Raw genomic sequence first — 17,236 nt, forward strand, 5'->3', positions numbered from 1 at the left:
GGCGAAGTCGCCTGTCGTCAGGAATGCTGGAGGAACCATGAGCGAGTCTGCAGGCGGAACTCCACCACCGGAACGGTTGTCGGCGAGAAGGCCGATACACGCCGCGTGGAAAGTGACTCTGCGCACTCTGAGCAAGGCGTGGGACGACTCGATCTTCAGCAAGGCCGCAACGGCCGCGTTTTGGCAGACGTTGTCGCTGCCACCGCTGTTGCTCGGCGTGCTGGGCAGCCTGGGACTCGTCGGCGGATGGTTCGGACCCAACACCGTCGAGATCATCGAGTCCAAGATCATCACGTTCAGCAACACCCTCTTCAGCGGTAGCGTCGTGGACCAGATCATCGCTCCGACGGTCAAGGACGTTCTCGCCCAGGGCAGCGGGGAGATCGTGTCCGTCGGCTTCCTGCTCTCGTTGTGGGCCGGGTCCTCTGCGATCTCGACGTTCGTCGACTCCATCGTCGAAGCGCACGGTCAGGCCGACGCACGACATCCCGTCTGGCAGAGGTTCTTCGCGCTGCTTCTCTACGTGGGTTTCCTGGTGATCGCGGTCTTCGTGCTTCCGCTCGTCGCACTCGGACCGGTGTACGTGCAGCAGATCCTGCCCGACTCGTGGATCACCGTGGGCAGCGAGGTCATCGACTTCTTCTACTATCCGGCCGTCGGGCTCCTGCTGATCATAGGTTTGACCACGCTGTACAAGGTGGCCCTGCACACCTCGCTGCCCTGGCATCGCCTCCTCGGCGGAGCTCTGCTGGCCGGGGTGTTCTTCATGATCGCGAGCGCGGTACTGCGCCGGTACCTCGGCTGGGTGACCAGCACCGGATACACCTACGGCGCGCTGGCGACGCCCATCGCGTTCCTGCTGTTCACGTTCTTCCTCGGCTTCGCCGTCGTACTCGGTGCCGAGTTCAACGCAACGATCCAGGAGTTCTGGCCCGCCCGGGCGACACGAATGGACCAGATGCGGGAGTGGATCGCGGCGCAGGCCGCCACCGACGACAAGCCGTCGGGACCGGTGACCGCCGTCGCTCGACGGCTGGCCACGGGGCCGATCAAACTGACCGGCGACCGAGCCCGTTCGGATCGACCGGAACCGACCCAGGACCGGCACCCGGGCGACGGTGCTCAGTCGCCTTTCTTGAGACCCTCGTAGACCTTCTTGCAGTCCGGGCACACCGGTGATCCGGGCTTCGCGGACTTGGTGACGGGAAACACCTCACCGCACAGCGCGACGACGTGTGTACCCATCACCGCGCTCTCGGCGATCTTGTTCTTCTTCACGTAGTGGAAGAACTTCGGCCGGTCGTCATCGGTGGTTTCGTCCGGTGCGATATCGGGACGGTCCTTCGTCTGAGTGCTCATGAACACAGATTAATCCGTGCATCCACAGCACGGGGTAACCGGTTCCACAGCTCGTCGTATGCATTCTGTGAGCAGTAGTGCCACAGTGGAGGTATGACGAGAACCCCAGGGTTCGACGGAAGCGCGTACAGCGACTCGCCGGATGGGCCCGTCCTGATCACCGAGGCGCAGCAATCGGTCGAGGAGCAGCACAAAGCTCGCGTCCGCAAATACATGTTCATCATGTCGTTCCGCATCCCGGCGCTGGTGTTGGCTGCCATCGCGTACGGGATGTGGATGAATCCGTGGATCTCCATGGCGATAGTCGGAGCGTCCATTCCACTGCCGTGGATGGCGGTGCTGATCGCCAACGATCGGCCGCCCCGCACCAAGGACGAGATGAGCCGATACGACTACCGGACCGTGGACAGGCCGCAACTGGAATCGAGCAACCACCGCGTGATCGAACCGGGCGACGACTGACGTCCCGGCCGTCGCCGGTGCGACACTTGCGTCGTGACTGCACCGAATCCCACGTCCCCGCTCATCGTCGCCTGCTCCGGTCTTCGTGAGGCCTTCGAGCGGGCGGGATACGACGCCGACGGCGTACTGACACTGCTCGGCGAGGACGCCCACGCTGCCCTCGGTCGCAGCGAACCGGTGCCGGTACGCAACGCCAGTCGGGACGGGGGTGCGCTGGGTGTTCTGGTGCGCCTGTTCCTTCTTGTCGACGACTGCCCCGAGTCCGACGTCGCCGACGCCATCGCGCCACTGACGGTCGCCGACGCCGTCGCAGCCGGAATTCTCTCCCGATCGGGATCGACGGTGCGGACGCTGCTCGACATTCGGCCTCTCGACGCCGGCCACGGGACTCGGTGGATCGTCTCGGATCCCGACGGCAGCATGCGCGCCGCCGAGACGGCTCCCGATCACGTGCTCGGCGTCGGACAGGCTTCCCTGTCTCTGTTGCGCGGAACGCCCACGTCCCCGGCGACCAGTGTTCTCGACGTCGGTACCGGCTGCGGAGTCCAGGCCGTACACGCCTGCGGCTACGCAGAGCAGGTGACCGCGACCGACATCAGTCCGCGATCGATGGATTTCGCTGCGGCGACGATGGCGCTCAACAACCTCGACGTCGAGTTGCTGCACGGTTCCTGGTTCGAGCCCGTCGCCGGGCGTCGGTTCGATCGCATCGTCGCCAACCCGCCCTTCGTCGTCGGCCGCGCCGAAGTGCAGCACTCGTACCGCGATTCCGGCCTCGACCTCGACGGAGCGAGCGCTCTGATGATCGGCCGAGCCCCGGACCACCTGACGCTCGGCGGTACTGCGGCGATCCTGGCGTCCTGGGTGCACGTCCGCGGCGAGGACTGGCGCGCGCGGGTGGCGTCGTGGCTGCCTGCGCACGGCATCGACGCCTGGGTCGTCGAGCGTGACGTCGCCGATCCCGCGCTCTACGTGGGCACGTGGATGCGCGACGGCGGACTCGATCCACGCGATCCCGACGCAGCCGCGGTGGCACAGTCCTGGCTCGATCACTTCGCCGCCGCCGACGTGGAAGGAATCGGTTTCGGGTTCGTGTATCTCCGCAGAACGGACGAGCCCACCGATCTGCTCGCGGAGGAACTCACCCATGGCTTCTCCGACCCGCTCGGCAACGAATCGATCGAGTACTTCGCGCGGCTGGACTGGCTGCGGGAGCACGACATTCTCGACTCGGTGCTCACCGTCGACCCGAACACCGCGCTCGAACGCGTCTACCTTCCCGGCGAGGAGGGCTGGGCCGAAGTGGCAGTGCGGGTCCATCGCGGGAACGGCCCGCAGTGGCAACACGACATCGACGAACTCGGTGCGGCTCTGCTCGCCGGGCTGCGACCCGACGGTCTACCGGTCGGTGAACTGGTGGAGTTGCTCGCTGCTGCGCACGGCGAGGACGCCGAGGAACTGGCAGTGCATGCGGTGACGATGATGCAGGGTCTCGTCCGGCACGGGTTGGTTGTGCCGGCTCGAGGAGTCCCCGACATCGACCCGGGAGAGCGCGCGTTCCCGGCGGCTTCACTTCTCAGCAACTTCTCAGGACGAACATGACGTAATCCCTGGTCACGCGGGTATCCACGGGATCGGCGTGGGAACTTATCGGAGTCTCCCAAGCGTTGAGCCTTGTGAGACACCACCGACCAGGAGGCAAGTCATGACCAGCCCCAGCACCACGATTCGTCCGCGGCCGACCGATGCCGATCTGGACGCTCAGAGCCCAGCAGCCGATCTCGTTCGCGTGTACCTCAACGGCATCGGCCGCACCGCATTGCTGACGGCTGCCGAAGAGGTCGATCTGGCCAAGAGGATCGAGGCCGGTCTCTACGCGAAGCAGGTTCTCGAGAACACGAAGCGACTGAGCGCGGTCAAGAAGCGCAACCTCGCCATCATCGTTCGCGACGGAAGTGCTGCGCGTAGCCACCTGCTCGAAGCGAACCTTCGCCTGGTCGTGTCTCTCGCCAAGCGCTACACCGGTCGCGGGATGCCCCTGCTCGACCTGATCCAGGAGGGCAACCTCGGACTCATCCGCGCGATGGAGAAGTTCGACTACGCCAAGGGCTTCAAGTTCTCGACCTACGCGACGTGGTGGATTCGTCAGGCCATCACCCGCGGCATGGCAGATCAGAGCCGCACGATCCGGCTGCCCGTCCACCTGGTCGAGCAGGTCAACAAATTGGCCAGGATCAAGCGTGAGCTGCATCAGCAACTCGGCCGCGAGGCGACGGATGAGGAACTGTCGAGCGAATCGGGTATCGCGGTGGAGAAGATCGCGGATCTGCTCGACCACAGCCGTGACCCGGTCAGCCTGGACATGCCGGTCGGCAGCGACGAGGAAGCGCCTCTCGGCGACTTCATCGAGGATTCCGAGGCGACGTCCGCCGAGAACGCCGTCATCGCCGGCCTGTTGCACAGCGACGTCCGTGTCGTCCTCGGAACTCTCGACGAGCGAGAGCAGCAGGTCATCCGTCTGCGCTACGGCCTGGACGACGGACAGCCCCGCACCCTCGATCAGATCGGCAAGCTCTTCGGGCTCTCTCGCGAGCGCGTCCGTCAGATCGAGCGCGAGGTGATGGTCAAGCTTCGGCAGGGCGACCGCGCCGAGAAGCTGCGGTCCTACGCCAGCTGAGCACAGCCACCGACCGGTGCAGCAGCGGTGACCATCCCCGTTCGCTGCACCTCACGCGGTAGCCGGGCCGACGTTCTCTCCCCCTCGGGACGTCGACTCGGCTGCCGCTTTGTCGTGGCCCGTCCTCTCAGCGCAGGCGACGCGGACCCAGATCGGCCTTGGTGGGCTCGGGCCCGATGCGCACCCGGGCGTCGGTGATCTGCGCGCCGTCGGCGGAGGCCAACACCGGCTCGCAGGAGATCTCGCGAATGTCGGCGATGTCCTCTGCCAGAGCAGAAATACGCTGAACGAGGTCGATCAGGGCATTCTTGTTGACGGGCACCGCATTTCGGTATCCGGACAGCAGCGGAGCCGCTTTGGGCGCGTCGATGAGCTGCGCGGCCTCGTCTTCGGTCAGCGGCAGCACCCGGTACGCGCGGTCACCCAACAAGTCCGAGATCACCCCGGCCAGCCCGAACGAGATGAGTGATCCGAACGACGGGTCGTCCTGCACGCGCACGACGCATCCGATGCCCTTGACCGCCATACGCTGAACGTGCAGCAACGGCTCGCCGGAGTCCGCAGCGAGGTTCCGGTACGCCACGCGCACTGCCGAGGCGTCGGCCATGTCCAAGCGCACTCCCCCGAGATCGGGCCGGTGTCGCCACCGCTCCCCGGTCGCCTTCACCGCCACCGGGTAACCCAGTTCGTCCGCCGCGGCGACCGCCTCGTCCTCGTCTGTCACGATTCTGAAGGCCACGACGTCGAGTCCGTAGCAGGACAACAGTTCTGCGGTCTCGAAGTCCGAGAGCCACCGTCCGTGACTGCCCGACGACCGCCACCCTTCCACCAGTCGCTTCGCGCGATCGGAGTCGATGCTCTTGGGACGGACGAGGTTCGACACCGGTCGCGAACGCCACGACGAGTAGCGCCACGCGGCAGCCAGGGCCGCAACCGCCCGCTCCGGACTCGAGTACGACGGCACCGAACCGCGAACGGGATGACCACCCGGTCCGCGTACCGCCAGGACGTCCGGGATTCCTTCGGTGGCCAGGAAGGTCGAGAGCACGGGCTTGTCGGATCCACGAACGGCATTGCCGAGCGCGGCCGCGAACGGTTCGACCTCGACGGCGACCGGAGGCACGAACACGACGATGACGGCATCGATGTCCGACGCGGCCAAGGCCGAGGACACCGCCGCAGCGAACTCTTCGGGACCCGCCTGCGGACCTACGTCGGTCGGATTGCTCGCATGCAGGCCCTTGGCTCGCGCAGCGTCGACGGCCAGCACACCCAGAGCCGTCGAATTTCCCACCACGGCAACCCGCGGGCCGACAGGAAGAGGCTGATTTCCGAACAGGACGGCGCAGTCGAACAGTTCGGAGATGGTGTCGACCTGGATGACGCCGGCCTGCGCGAACAGTGCGCGCACGATCGAGTCGTCGATGTCGGCACCGATCGCGTGGGCGGGCGGCACGGCACCGCGTCCGCTCTTGACCGCGATGATCGGCTTGGTGCGTGCGACCCGTCGAGCGATCCTCGTGAACTTCCTGGGATTACCGAAGCTCTCGAGGTACAGCAGGATCACCTCGGTGGCCGGGTCCGAATCCCAGTACTGCAGTAGGTCGTTTCCGGACACATCGGCGCGGTTTCCGGCCGAGACGAACGTCGACAGTCCCAGCCTGCGGTTGGCGGCCTCGTCCAGAATCGCGATGCCGAGGGCTCCGGACTGACAGAAGAACCCGACGTTGCCCGGCGTGGGCAGATGCGGAGCCAGGGTGGCGTTCAGACCGAACTCGGGATCGGTGTTCGCCACACCGAGCGCGTTGGGCCCGATCAACCGCATTCCGTGCGCCCTCGCGGCGAGCACCAGCCTGCGTTCGCTCTCCTGTCCCGCGGGTCCGGTCTCGCCGAATCCGCCCGATACCACCAGCAACGCTTTGACGCCCTTGTCGAGGCAGTCGTCGAGTACCGCGTCGATCGCATCGGCGGGTACCGCAGCGATCGCCAGATCGACGGGATCCGGGATGTCGTGCACCGTGGCGTAGGCGCGGACTCCGCGGACCGAACGGTGGTCGGCGTTGACGGGATACACCGGGCCGGTGAAGTTGCCCGCCAGCAGATTCGCGAGAACGGCGTTGCCCACCTTGGAGCTGTCCGTCGACGCTCCGATCACGGCGACCGATCGAGGGCTGAGTACGTTGCGCACACTGCGGGCCTCGGCGGCACGTTCACGCGAATTGCGCACCGAGAGCAGCGCTTCGCTCGGGTCGATCGCGAACTCGAGTCGCAACACTCCCCCCTCGAAGGACCTGCTGACCTGATAACCCGCTTCGCGGAAGACGGTGACCATGTTCCGGTTCTCGGCGAGCACCTCGGCGACGAACATGTTCACCCCGTTCTCGGCGGCCGCCCCCGCGAGGTGTTCGAGCAGGATCGGCCCCAGCCCGCGGCCCTGATGCGCGTCGGCGACGACGAAGGCCACCTCGGCGGAATTGCCGTCTCCCTCGGGAAGTCGTTCGTACCGGCCGACCGCGATGATGTCGTCACCGAGCACCGCGACGAACGCGACTCTGTCGTGGTGGTCGACGGTGGTGAAGTTGAGCACGTCACGCTGGGGCATCGTGGGGTAGGGACCGAAATACCGCAGGTACCTCGTCCGCTCGGACAGCCGGCCGTGGAACGCGACGATGCGCTCGGAGTCCGACGGGACGATGGGACGCAGGTGCACCACACCGCCGTCGGAGGTCAGGACGTCGGCAACCCAGTGCCGCGGAAACGACGTCTCCGCTCGCTCCCGTGCCAGGTCCTTCTCGCTCGGCTCCGACGCCGCAACGGCAGGCTCCTCGGCCGAGGGGCTGTCGGTCGGATCAGTCACGCGGGTCCTCCGGATCGAGTCCGAGCAGTGGAAACACTGCTCGACGGGTGGCGATGATCGCCGAATCGACGCGTTCGAGCGCCCTGTCGGTGCCGTCCGCGCCTGCGAGAGACCCACCAGGTCCGTCCCAGGCGGGATAGTCGACGTCTCCCCCGTCACCCATGGTCTGCGGTAGGTCGACGCTCGGTGCCATGGTCCGCACCCGCTCGCGCCACGTGTCCGGCAGCGCCGACATCGGGTCGATGTCGCGGCCGAGCGCGGCAGCGATGAGGTACGTCCAGGACCGTGGAACGACGCGCACCAAGCCGTACCCACCACCGCCGACGGCCAACCACCGACCTTCGGAATGCTTGTCCGCCAGATCGCGCATGGCCAGGAACGCAGCGTTCTGGCCGTCGACGGTCAGGGCGAGGTCCGCGAGGGGATCCTCGCGGTGGCTGTCCACACCGCATTGGCTGACGATGATCTGGGGCCGGAACGCCGCGATCGCGCCCGGCACGATCGCGTGGAACGCGCGCAACCACAACCTGTCCGCGGTCCCGGGCAGCAACGGGACATTGATCGAGGTTCCCTCACCGCGCTCGGTTCCCACCTCGGTGGACCATCCGGTGTTCGGCCACAGCGTCGCCGGATGTTGATGCAACGAGACCGTGAGCACTCTCGGGTCACCGAGGAAAGCCGCTTGAACGCCGTCCCCATGGTGAGCGTCGACATCGATGTAGGCGATTCGGTCGAACCCGTTGTCCAGCAACCAGGAGATGGCGATGGCGGCGTCGTTGTAGACGCAGAAGCCCGATGCCCAGTCGGCCATCGCGTGGTGCATACCGCCACCGATGCTCACCGCGCGTCGAGCGCGACCCGAGGCGATCTCGCGGGCGGCGGCCAGCGAGCCGCCGGCGAGCATGGCGCTCGCCTCGTGCATCTGCGGAAACACCGGATTGTCGTCGGAACCGAGTCCGTGGACGACGTCGTCGGGATCGCGCAGGGCCGGGCCCTGAGACGGTGCCTGTTTGACGGCCTCGATGTACGCGCTGGTGTGAAACCGGAGCAACTCCGAATCCGGTGCTGCGGCGGGCTCGACCAATTCGACACCCTCGAGCAGGCCGATGTCGGTGGCGAGCGCCATCGTCAGATCGAGCCGAGTCGGGTTCATCGGGTGGTCGTCGCTCCACCGGTAGCCGAGGTAGTCCGCGCTCCACACGACGATGTCCTCGGGGCGGTTCGGGATGGACGCGGCGGCGCGTGTCGCCTGATCAGACATAGGGACAAAACTACGTTGTCGGGCGGGATGGTGTTGCCGGGTTCCGGTGTTGTCCCCGGAGTCCCCCTGTGAGAAGCCACGGGAAAAGACGTCCTCCGTTGTGGTGCGCCGCGCCCGCTGCGACTGGGTGCAGCGCCTATTTCGGGACGCTGACGGTAGGATCGAGCCCGACGAAGGGGTTGAGTGTGAAGGATCTGGTCGACACCACGGAGATGTACCTCCGGACGATCTACGATTTGGAAGAAGAGGGCGTGATTCCGCTCCGCGCGCGAATCGCCGAGCGGCTCGAACAAAGTGGTCCCACCGTCAGCCAGACCGTTGCTCGAATGGAACGTGACGGGCTGTTGTCCGTCGCGGGCGATCGGCACCTGGAGCTGACCGAGAAGGGCCGAAGTCTGGCGGTTGCGGTCATGCGCAAGCACCGTTTGGCGGAGCGCCTGCTCGTGGACATCATCGGTCTGCGCTGGGAAGACGTTCACGCCGAGGCGTGCCGCTGGGAGCACGTGATGAGCGAGGAGGTCGAGCGTCGTTTGGTGACCGTACTGAACAACCCGACGACCTCGCCGTACGGCAACCCGATCCCGGGGTTGGCCGAACTCGGGCTCGGCCAGTCGACTCTGGCACCGGAGGCTCTCATCCGCCTCACCGACGTTCCGGTCGGCCAACCGACTGCCGTCGTGGTGCGTCGTCTCGCCGAGCACGTCCAGTCCGACCCCGAGGTGATCGCTCAGCTCCGCGAAGCAGGCGTGGTCCCCGATGCTCGCGTTACAGTCGAGGCCAAGCCCGGATCGATCACGATCACGGTGCCAGGACACAGCGGTGTCGACATATCCGAGGAGATGGCGCACGCCGTCCAGGTGAAGAAGGTCTGACCTCCCACCGACGACGGCGTTCGACGCGTGTGAGGGAGAACGAACAGTGAAGCTTCTGGTTACCGGTGGTGCGGGCTACGTCGGCAGCGTCTGCGCGGCCGTGCTCGTCGAGCGCGGACACGAGGTCGTGGTCGTGGACAACCTGTCCACCGGTAACCGGGACGCCGTGCCCGGTGGTGCCACGTTCGTCGAAGGTGACGTCAAGGACGTTGCCGCGGACGTGTTGATCGGCGGCGGCTTCGACGCCGTCCTGCACTTCGCCGCGCAATCTCTGGTGGGCGAGTCGGTGGTCTCGCCCGACAAGTACTGGAGCGGGAACGTCGTCACCTCGCTGGCGTTGCTCGATGCCATCCGAGCATCCGGCACCGCGAAGCTGGTGTTCTCCTCGACCGCCGCCACGTACGGCGAGCCCGAGAAGACTCCCATCACCGAGGACGCACCCACCCGCCCCACCAATCCCTACGGTGCCACCAAACTCGCGATCGATCACGCGATCACCTCGTACGCCGCGGCCTACGGCCTCGCCGCCACCAGCCTCCGGTACTTCAACGTCGCCGGTGCCTACAACGGTTTCGGCGAGAATCGCGTCGTCGAGACCCACCTGATTCCGCTCGTGCTTCAGGTCGCTCTGGGGCAGCGCGAGAAGATCTCGGTGTTCGGCACCGACTGGCCCACTCCGGACGGTACGGCTGTTCGCGACTACATCCACGTCGCAGACCTGGCCGAGGCACACATTCTCGCCGTCGATGCCGCACAACCGGGTGAGCACACCATCTACAACCTCGGCAGCGGCACCGGGTTCTCGGTGCACGAGGTCATCTCGTCCTGCGAGCGCGTCACCGGTCTGCCCATCGCCGTCGACCATGCTGCCCGTCGTGCCGGTGATCCTGCGGTCCTGATCGCCTCGAGTGCACGTGCGGTCGAGGAGCTGAAATGGACGCCAGAGCTGACCGATCTCGATCGGATCGTGGCCGATGCGTGGACCTTCCTGCAGCAGCTCGGCGATCGGTCGCACGCAGCGCGCTGACCCGCGTTGCCGGCCGATCATCGATGTGCCCGACCGGCCGTCACCGTCGACCGAACGGGTCGCCGGGCAACCGAACTCCGCACGCGCGCGCGCACGCGAAGCCGCTCTCGGCCACTTCGCGAACGAGTTCGGGACCTGCGCCAGCGCTGAGCGATCGGTCCAGCAGTCGCGCCAGTGAGTAGGTCTCGTCGGCTTCCAGTGCAGCGTCGATCGCGACGCGGGCCATCGGCCCGTCTCCGCGCACGTACGCGCTGAAGGCCAGAAGTGTTGCGGCGACGGCGCGTGCGCCCTTCGGCAGGACGCGGGACATTCTTGCCCAGAACTCTTCGACGAATCCGGCGTCGTCGCCAAGCGTCAACGCCAGCACCGCGTCACGCACCTGGACGTGGCCGATCGCGAGTGCGATGCGAGCGATGTCGGTCGGATCCAATTCGGTGTCGTACGGTCCGCGTGCGATGTACGACAGCACCGAGGTCAAGTCGTCGGTACGAGACCGGGTGCCCTCGCGTCGTTGTCGCGACATCTCGGCCGCCACGGCCCGCACCGTCGCGTCGGGGCCCGGTGCGATGGTCTCGGCGAGATCGCACCTGGACTTTCGCACGGAGTAGCCGTCGAGCACGCGTGCCACGGTCATCGGAGACGCCGACGGATCGGATATCAGGCCGTGCCGCTGCGGTCCGCGCAAGGTCCACCACTCGGCGGAATCGGCGATCTCCGACGCCGCGAGGGCCTCGCCGAGCTGCACTCCGAACGATGCGAGTGCGGCGTCGAGTTCGATCACCAGCGCTTCGACGTCGAGCAGATGCGCTGTTCTGACGGCTCGGTCGAGCCTGTCGTCGACGAACACCGCCATGACCGCGGGGATGTTCTCCCTCGCGCAGTAGCCGGCAAGGTAGCCGATGACGTCGAGCATCTCCTCGGTCGCGCGGGTACGACCGCCTGCGCGCCGATCGGCGTGTTCGCCTGCCAGGACGAGGTCGTGACGCATCGTGGGTCCGACGCCGGCACCGCCGTCCTGGACCGCGATGAGCACCATCGATCGCTGCGGGTGGAATCCGAGCATGGCCGGCACGGCTGCCATCAGGTCGCTCACGTGACCGAGTCGAACGCGATGGCGGGAGTCGAAGTTGTCGTGTGAATTCGTCGGTGTGTGCATACCGGAGAATCCTGGCCGGGGTCCTGACGACCGACGAAGTCCCGACCTGGGCCTTCGAACTGCCCTGTGGAGAACCGGTGTGTTGTGGACCGATCGTGTCGCCGGAGCTGTGGACGACCGATTCGTGTCGGTGCGATCTGCTATCGCTCCGTCAGCTCTGGCCGACCTTCTGGACGGCCGCGGTGAACAGCTCGTCGAGGGTCGTCGCGTCGGGCGTGCCCGAGCCGAACGACATGAACGTGGCCGACACTCGCACCCCGTCGATCTGGGCCATCAACGTCAGCATCGACTGCGTGACGGCGTCGCCGCCTGCTCCCGATGCAACGGTCTGCCGGACGGCCAAGGTGTCGTCCGCGTCGATGGGCGGTGCCGGCGTCAGAGTCGAGGTCACCGTCGAGGTCGCACCGGACTTGGTTGCCGTCACCTCCCCGCACTGTTCGAGCTGCTCCTTGCGCGCCGAGAGCGGTTCGTCCACTGCGGTCAACTCGATCGAGATGGTCGATCGACTGTCGTTGTCGGTTCCGACGATCATGGCCGTGCCCGTCGGGCCGAAGTCCTGGTCGGCAGGCTTGCATCCCGCCGGGCTGACCTCGGCACCGGCCGGTATTCCGCTGAGATCGGGTGCGGCTTGCGAGATCGCCTGCTGGGGCAGAACCAGGGCGTCGTACGGTGCAGGGAAGCTGGACGGGTCGATCAGCAGCGTGCTGAGATCCACACCGGACCGCGCCGACGAGGTGGCACTGCCTCCACTGGGTTCGGCGGTGCCCGTGACGGTCGAGCTGCACCCCACCAGTACGAGCGCTCCGATCGCCGCCGACGTGGCAGCGCTGGTCAGGCGGGTTCTCCGTGCGGCGGGGCTCACAAGACGTCCTCTTCGAGTAGGTGGGACGCCGCAGCACTCGCTCCGGCGTCCCACCACTGTCTCATTCCGACCACCTCGAACGCGGCAGGCGACCTACCGCAGTGTCGCGATGTCAGCTTCCGCGGGCGATCCACTCCTCGAGGTGCGGTGCCTCGTCGCCGATGCGCGTGCCGTCGCCGTGCCCGGTGTTGACGCGAGTCTCGACGGGAAGCGCGAAGAGTCGATCACGGATGGACCCGATGATGGTCGGGAAATCCGAGTACGACCGTCCGGTGGCACCCGGACCGCCGGAGAAGAGGGTGTCGCCGCTGAACAACTCCCCCGCCTCCGGCAGGTACAGGCACGTCGATCCCGGTGAGTGCCCGGGTGTGTGCAACGCCAGGATGTCGGTTCCGGCAACGGTGATGCGCTGGCCGTCCTCGAGGGTCGAGTGCCCGACGCCCGGGTGCGTCTGCTCCCACAGCATGTCGTCGGCCGGGTGCAGCAGAATCGGCGCGTCGAGGGTGTCCGAGAGCTCGGGTGCCACGGTCACGTGGTCGTTGTGACCGTGCGTGCAGACGACGGCCTTGACCGTGCGACCGGCTACCGCGTCGACGATCGGGGCCGCGGTGTGGGCTGCGTCGACGATCACGACCTCGTCGTCGTCGCCGATGAGCCAGATGTTGTTGTCGACGTCCCAGGTGCCACCGTCGAGACTGAACGTGCCCGAGGTGACCACGTTCTGGACACGGAATCGACCACTCACAGGATCACCACCGACCGCAGCACGGTGCCCTTGTGCATCTTGTCGAACGCGGCTTCGACGTCCTCGATGGTGATGCGTTCGGTGACGAACTTCTCGAGCGGCAGACGGCCCTGCTGGTACAGATCCACCAACTGCGGGAAGTCGCGCTCGGGCAGGCAGTCGCCGTACCAGGACGACTTCAGCGAGCCGCCGCGGGAGAAGAAGTCGATGAGCGGCATCTCGAGAGTCATCTCGGGAGTCGGAACGCCGACGAGCACCACGGTTCCGGCGAGGTCGCGTGCGTAGAACGCTTGCTTCCAGGTCTCCGGACGGCCGACGGCGTCGATCACCACATCGGCACCGAAGCCTCCGGTCAGCTCCTGCACGGCCTCGACGGCGTCGACCACGGAGGAATCGACGGTGTGGGTGGCTCCGAGTTCGAGGGCCCATTCGAGCTTGCCCGGGTCGCGATCGACCGCGATGATCGTCGATGCGCCCGCCAGTCGGGCTCCGGCGATCGCGGCATCGCCGACGCCGCCGCAGCCGATCACGGCCACCGAGTCTCCGCGCGAGACGTTGCCGGTGTTCATCGCTGCCCCGAGCCCGGCCATCACTCCGCAGCCGAGCAGTCCGACGACGGCGGGATCGGCGTCTGCGGCGACCTTGGTGCACTGGCCCTCGTGCACCAGGGTCTTCTCGGCGAATGCGCCGATGCCCAGCGCAGGGGTCAGCTCGGTGCCGTCCTCGAGGGTCATCTTCTGTGCTGCGTTGTGGGTGTCGAAGCAGTACCACGGGGTGCCGCGCTTGCAGGCTCGACATTCGCCGCACACGGCACGCCAGTTCAGGACGACGAAGTCGCCGACCTCGACGTGCTCGACGCGGTCGCCGATGGTCTCGACGATTCCGGCTGCCTCGTGTCCGAGCAGGAACGGGAACTCGTCGTTGATGCCGCCTTCGCGGTAGTGCAGGTCGGTGTGGCACACCCCGCAGGCCGCGATCTTGACCACGACCTCGTTCGGCCCGGGATCGGGGATGGTGATCGTCTCGATGGAGACGGGCTCGCCCTTGCTCTTGGCAACGACAGCGCGGACCTGCTGCGGCATGTGTTCCTCCACTGTGAATCGGGTGTTTCGTGCTGGGCTCAGCCTCGCACAACGCATCAGTACGTGGCGACATCTGCATGGGTTCGGCCTCCGAATCTCGGAGTTCACAAGGTTGTGACCGGGTGGGCACGCAGTCTTTGCGTGCGAGCGGTACCTATGACGAATGTCTGAACCCATGGAGTACGACCTGGTGGTCATCGGCTCCGGCCCAGGTGGCCAGAAGGCGGCCATTGCGGCTGCGAAGCTCGGCAAGCGGGTGGCGATCGTGGAGAAGGGCCACATGCTCGGCGGGGTCTGCGTCAATACCGGCACCATTCCGTCCAAGACGCTGCGCGAGGCCGTTCTGTACCTCACGGGCATGAATCAACGTGAGCTGTACGGGGCGAGCTATCGGGTGAAGGCCGACATCACTCCGGCCGATCTGTTGGCGCGAACCCAGCACGTGATCGGTAAGGAGATCGAGGTGGTGCGCTCGCAACTGCTGCGCAACCGGATCGAGCTCATCACCGGCGTCGGAAAGTTCCTCGACGCGCACACCATCGTGATCGAGGACGAGTCGCGAGGTGAACGCATCACGGTCAGGGCAGCCAATGTGGTGATCGCCACCGGCACCGCTCCCGCGCGTCCCGCCGACATCGCGTTCGACGATTACCGCGTCCTCGACTCCGACGGGATTCTCAATCTCGAATTCATTCCGGCGTCCATGGTCGTGGTCGGGGCCGGCGTCATCGGAATCGAGTACGCATCGATGTTCGCTGCTCTGGGAACGAAGGTCACCGTTGTCGAGAAGCGCGATTCGATGCTCGACTTCTGTGATCGCGAGATCATCGAGTCGTTGCAGTTCCACCTCCGCGATCTCGCGGTGACGTTCCGATTCGGGGAGGCGGTGACCGCAGTCGACGTCGGCCCGAACGGAACGGTGACCACCCTTGCCAGCGGCAAGCGGATCCCGGCGGAGACGGTGATGTACTCGGCAGGCCGTCAGGGTCTGACGACGGCACTCGAACTCGAGAACGCCGGTCTGGAGGCCGACGCGCGCGGTCGCATCTTCGTCGACGAACATTTCCAGACCAAGGTCGATCACATCTACGCGGTCGGTGATGTCATCGGATTTCCGGCGTTGGCCGCGACGTCGATGGATCAGGGCAGGCTGGCGGCGTACCACGCGTTCGGCGAGTCCAGCGCGAAACTGACCGATGTGCAGCCCATCGGCATCTACTCGATTCCCGAGGTCTCGTACGTCGGAGCCACCGAGGTCGACCTGACGAAGGGATCGATTCCGTACGAGGTGGGGGTGTCGAGGTACCGCGAACTCGCTCGCGGTCAGATCGCCGGCGACTCGTACGGCATGCTCAAGCTGCTCGTCTCCACCGAGGACCGGTCGATTCTCGGCGTACACATCTTCGGGTCGGGTGCGACGGATCTGGTGCACATCGGGCAGGCCGTGATGGGGTGCGGCGGCACCGTCGACTACCTCGTCGATGCGGTGTTCAACTACCCCACACTGTCGGAGGCGTACAAGGTTGCCGCCCTCGATGTCACGAACAAGATCCGTGCGCTGGCCAACTTCGACCGCTGATGTCGTCCTCGGCACGAGGGCAACCCGGGACGGGGAATGAACAGCGGTCCACCGGTTGTTCTTTCGGATAGTGAATCGCCACGATCGACGTCGGCGGGTACGGGGCTCGCGCCCAGGATCGGCGTATTCTTACCCGATGCTCGCTTCGAGGTACCTACGAGTCGATCCGAAAGGGGCCCGGCCATGACCGAACAGTCGAAGATGTACGAGCTGGAGTTTCCGGCACCGCAAATCTTCTCCAACGACGGAGTCGGACCCGTCCTCGTGCACGGTCTGGAGGGCTTCTCCGACGCGGGTCACGCAGTGAAGTTGGCGACGACTCATCTGCGCGAGAGCCTGGAGTCGGAACTCGTCGCGTCGTTCGACGTCGACGAGTTGATCGACTACCGGTCCCGTCGTCCGACGATGACGTTCAAGTCCGATCATTTCTCGGACTACGACGCTCCCGAACTGAATCTCTATGCCGTCAAGGACCGCACCGGCACCCCGTTCCTGCTGCTGGCCGGTATGGAACCGGATCTGCGGTGGGAGAAGTTCACCACTGCTGTTCGCCTGCTCGCCGAACAGCTCGGAGTCCGTCGGACCATCGGTCTCGGCTCGATCCCGATGGCCATTCCGCACACTCGGCCGCTCGGTGTGACGGCCCACGCCAGCGACAAGGAGCTGGTCAAGGAAGGCAACAGCTGGGCAGGTGACCTGCAGGTGCCCGGCAGCGCGTCGTCTCTGCTCGAGCTCAGGATGGCGCAGCACGGTCACGAGTCGATGGGCTTTTCGGTGCATGTACCGCACTACCTCGCCCAGACGGACTACCCCGGTGCAGCCGAAACGCTGCTCGAGAACGTCAGCGAAGCCGCCGAGTTGGACCTGCCGCTGGCCGCGCTGGGTGAAGCTGCCGCACGGGTTCGGGAGCAGGTGAACGAGCACATCACCGGAAACGAAGAAGTCCAGTCGGTGGTGCAGGCACTCGAGCGTCAGTACGACACCTACGTGGCCGCGCAGGAACAGCAGTCGACGCTGCTGGCCAGCGACGAGCCACTGCCGAGCGGCGACGAGCTCGGGGCCGAGTTCGAGCGCTTCCTCGCCGAGCAGGCCGGTCTCGACGAGGGAGAGGACACCACCGAGCAGTAGCAGTGTGAGCGGTCACAGAAGATGATCGCTCGGGCGCGCACATCGGACAGTTCGGGCGGATCGAAACATACCTGTAACCGCAAATACGCCCGATGTTCTGCCCCGAGCGTCATCTCGTGCAAGAGTCGTACCAACACGTACTCGGGTACGTACGTCCACACACTCGTGC

At 66.1% G+C, this 17,236-nt stretch carries 15 protein-coding genes; 8 read left to right on the forward strand and 7 right to left on the reverse strand.

Features of this window, described 5'->3' with window-relative positions; all coding sequences use genetic code 11:
* The first annotated feature begins 37 nt into the window (after positions 1–37).
* Positions 38–1,150 (forward strand): YihY/virulence factor BrkB family protein, encoded by a 1,113-nt coding sequence (locus CH273_RS19855; RefSeq protein ID WP_045195405.1) that lies wholly within the window; start codon positions 38–40, stop codon positions 1,148–1,150.
* Here CH273_RS19855 and CH273_RS19860 read toward each other — a convergent pair.
* A complete protein-coding gene (locus tag CH273_RS19860; RefSeq protein ID WP_032398413.1) occupies positions 1,123–1,359 on the reverse strand; it encodes a DUF3039 domain-containing protein in 237 nt (78 codons plus the stop codon). The genes CH273_RS19855 and CH273_RS19860 overlap by 28 nt on opposite strands.
* Before the next feature lie 93 nt (positions 1,360–1,452).
* On the opposite strand from CH273_RS19860, the gene CH273_RS19865 reads away from it, so the two are divergent.
* The 3 genes from CH273_RS19865 to CH273_RS19875 all read left to right on the forward strand — a co-directional run bounded on the left by CH273_RS19865 (position 1,453) and on the right by CH273_RS19875 (position 4,498).
* Positions 1,453–1,821 carry a DUF3099 domain-containing protein gene (locus CH273_RS19865; RefSeq protein WP_032397916.1) on the forward strand — a complete coding sequence of 123 codons (369 nt, stop codon included), beginning with the start codon at positions 1,453–1,455 and terminating at the stop codon, positions 1,819–1,821.
* A 33-nt stretch (positions 1,822–1,854) separates the two neighbouring features.
* On the forward strand, positions 1,855–3,423 hold the full coding sequence (locus tag CH273_RS19870) for a DUF7782 domain-containing protein (RefSeq protein WP_052050327.1): 1,569 nt from the start codon (positions 1,855–1,857) through the stop codon (positions 3,421–3,423).
* A 103-nt stretch (positions 3,424–3,526) separates the two neighbouring features.
* Entirely contained in the window at positions 3,527–4,498 is a 972-nt protein-coding gene (locus CH273_RS19875) for a sigma-70 family RNA polymerase sigma factor (protein ID WP_032377730.1), read from the forward strand.
* 127 nt (positions 4,499–4,625) lie between these two features.
* Here the strand turns inward: CH273_RS19875 and CH273_RS19880 are convergent, their stop codons facing one another.
* Both CH273_RS19880 and CH273_RS19885 read right to left on the reverse strand, forming a co-directional pair.
* Entirely contained in the window at positions 4,626–7,283 is a 2,658-nt protein-coding gene (locus CH273_RS19880; RefSeq protein ID WP_032398411.1) for a bifunctional acetate--CoA ligase family protein/GNAT family N-acetyltransferase, read from the reverse strand.
* Positions 7,284–7,347: 64 nt separating this feature from the next.
* The gene (locus CH273_RS19885; protein WP_052050321.1) at positions 7,348–8,616 is read right to left on the reverse strand and encodes an acetoin utilization protein AcuC; all 1,269 of its coding nucleotides are present in this window, start codon (positions 8,614–8,616) and stop codon (positions 7,348–7,350) included.
* Between the two features lie 185 nt (positions 8,617–8,801).
* Between CH273_RS19885 and CH273_RS19890 the strand changes: the two genes are divergently transcribed.
* The gene (locus CH273_RS19890; protein ID WP_032397915.1) at positions 8,802–9,488 is read left to right on the forward strand and encodes a metal-dependent transcriptional regulator; all 687 of its coding nucleotides are present in this window, start codon (positions 8,802–8,804) and stop codon (positions 9,486–9,488) included.
* A 46-nt stretch (positions 9,489–9,534) separates the two neighbouring features.
* Entirely contained in the window at positions 9,535–10,515 is a 981-nt protein-coding gene (gene galE, locus CH273_RS19895; protein WP_032397914.1) for a UDP-glucose 4-epimerase GalE, read from the forward strand.
* Positions 10,516–10,555: 40 nt separating this feature from the next.
* Here galE and CH273_RS19900 read toward each other — a convergent pair whose 3' ends face one another.
* The 4 genes from CH273_RS19900 to CH273_RS19915 form a co-directional block, all read right to left on the reverse strand.
* A complete protein-coding gene (locus CH273_RS19900; RefSeq protein WP_179275521.1) occupies positions 10,556–11,608 on the reverse strand; it encodes a DUF4192 domain-containing protein in 1,053 nt (350 codons plus the stop codon).
* A gap of 214 nt (positions 11,609–11,822) precedes the next feature.
* Complete coding sequence (locus CH273_RS19905; RefSeq protein WP_082322655.1) at positions 11,823–12,533, reverse strand: DUF5642 family protein; 711 nt, start codon at positions 12,531–12,533, stop codon at positions 11,823–11,825.
* A gap of 112 nt (positions 12,534–12,645) precedes the next feature.
* On the reverse strand, positions 12,646–13,278 hold the full coding sequence (locus CH273_RS19910) for an MBL fold metallo-hydrolase (protein ID WP_032397912.1): 633 nt from the start codon (positions 13,276–13,278) through the stop codon (positions 12,646–12,648).
* Positions 13,275–14,360 carry an S-(hydroxymethyl)mycothiol dehydrogenase gene (locus CH273_RS19915; protein ID WP_032397911.1) on the reverse strand — a complete coding sequence of 362 codons (1,086 nt, stop codon included), beginning with the start codon at positions 14,358–14,360 and terminating at the stop codon, positions 13,275–13,277. Before CH273_RS19915 ends, CH273_RS19910 begins: the two co-directional genes overlap by 4 nt.
* 163 nt (positions 14,361–14,523) lie before the next feature.
* Here CH273_RS19915 and sthA point away from each other — a divergent pair, with 163 nt between their 5' ends.
* Both sthA and CH273_RS19925 read left to right on the forward strand, forming a co-directional pair.
* A complete protein-coding gene (sthA, locus tag CH273_RS19920) occupies positions 14,524–15,939 on the forward strand; it encodes a Si-specific NAD(P)(+) transhydrogenase (RefSeq protein ID WP_032397910.1) in 1,416 nt (471 codons plus the stop codon).
* A 183-nt stretch (positions 15,940–16,122) separates the two neighbouring features.
* Positions 16,123–17,067, forward strand: coding sequence for a proteasome assembly chaperone family protein (locus CH273_RS19925; protein ID WP_032397909.1), 945 nt, complete (start codon positions 16,123–16,125; stop codon positions 17,065–17,067).
* Positions 17,068–17,236: the final 169 nt, after the last annotated feature.

Origin of the sequence: Rhodococcus sp. 05-339-2, assembly GCF_002258965.1 — a bacterium.
GTDB lineage: Bacteria > Actinomycetota > Actinomycetes > Mycobacteriales > Mycobacteriaceae > Rhodococcoides.

Bases quoted from the DNA above. Each gene is read 5' to 3' on its own strand.
- CH273_RS19855 (WP_045195405.1), top strand. From the start codon at position 38: ATGAGCGAGTCTGCAGGCGGAACTCCACCACCGGAACGGTTGTCGGCG.
- CH273_RS19860 (WP_032398413.1), bottom strand. From the start codon at position 1,359: ATGAGCACTCAGACGAAGGACCGTCCCGATATCGCACCGGACGAAACC.
- CH273_RS19865 (WP_032397916.1), top strand. From the start codon at position 1,453: ATGACGAGAACCCCAGGGTTCGACGGAAGCGCGTACAGCGACTCGCCG.
- CH273_RS19875 (WP_032377730.1), top strand. From the start codon at position 3,527: ATGACCAGCCCCAGCACCACGATTCGTCCGCGGCCGACCGATGCCGAT.
- CH273_RS19885 (WP_052050321.1), bottom strand. From the start codon at position 8,616: ATGTCTGATCAGGCGACACGCGCCGCCGCGTCCATCCCGAACCGCCCC.
- CH273_RS19915 (WP_032397911.1), bottom strand. From the start codon at position 14,360: ATGCCGCAGCAGGTCCGCGCTGTCGTTGCCAAGAGCAAGGGCGAGCCC.
- sthA (WP_032397910.1), top strand. From the start codon at position 14,524: ATGTCTGAACCCATGGAGTACGACCTGGTGGTCATCGGCTCCGGCCCA.
- CH273_RS19925 (WP_032397909.1), top strand. From the start codon at position 16,123: ATGACCGAACAGTCGAAGATGTACGAGCTGGAGTTTCCGGCACCGCAA.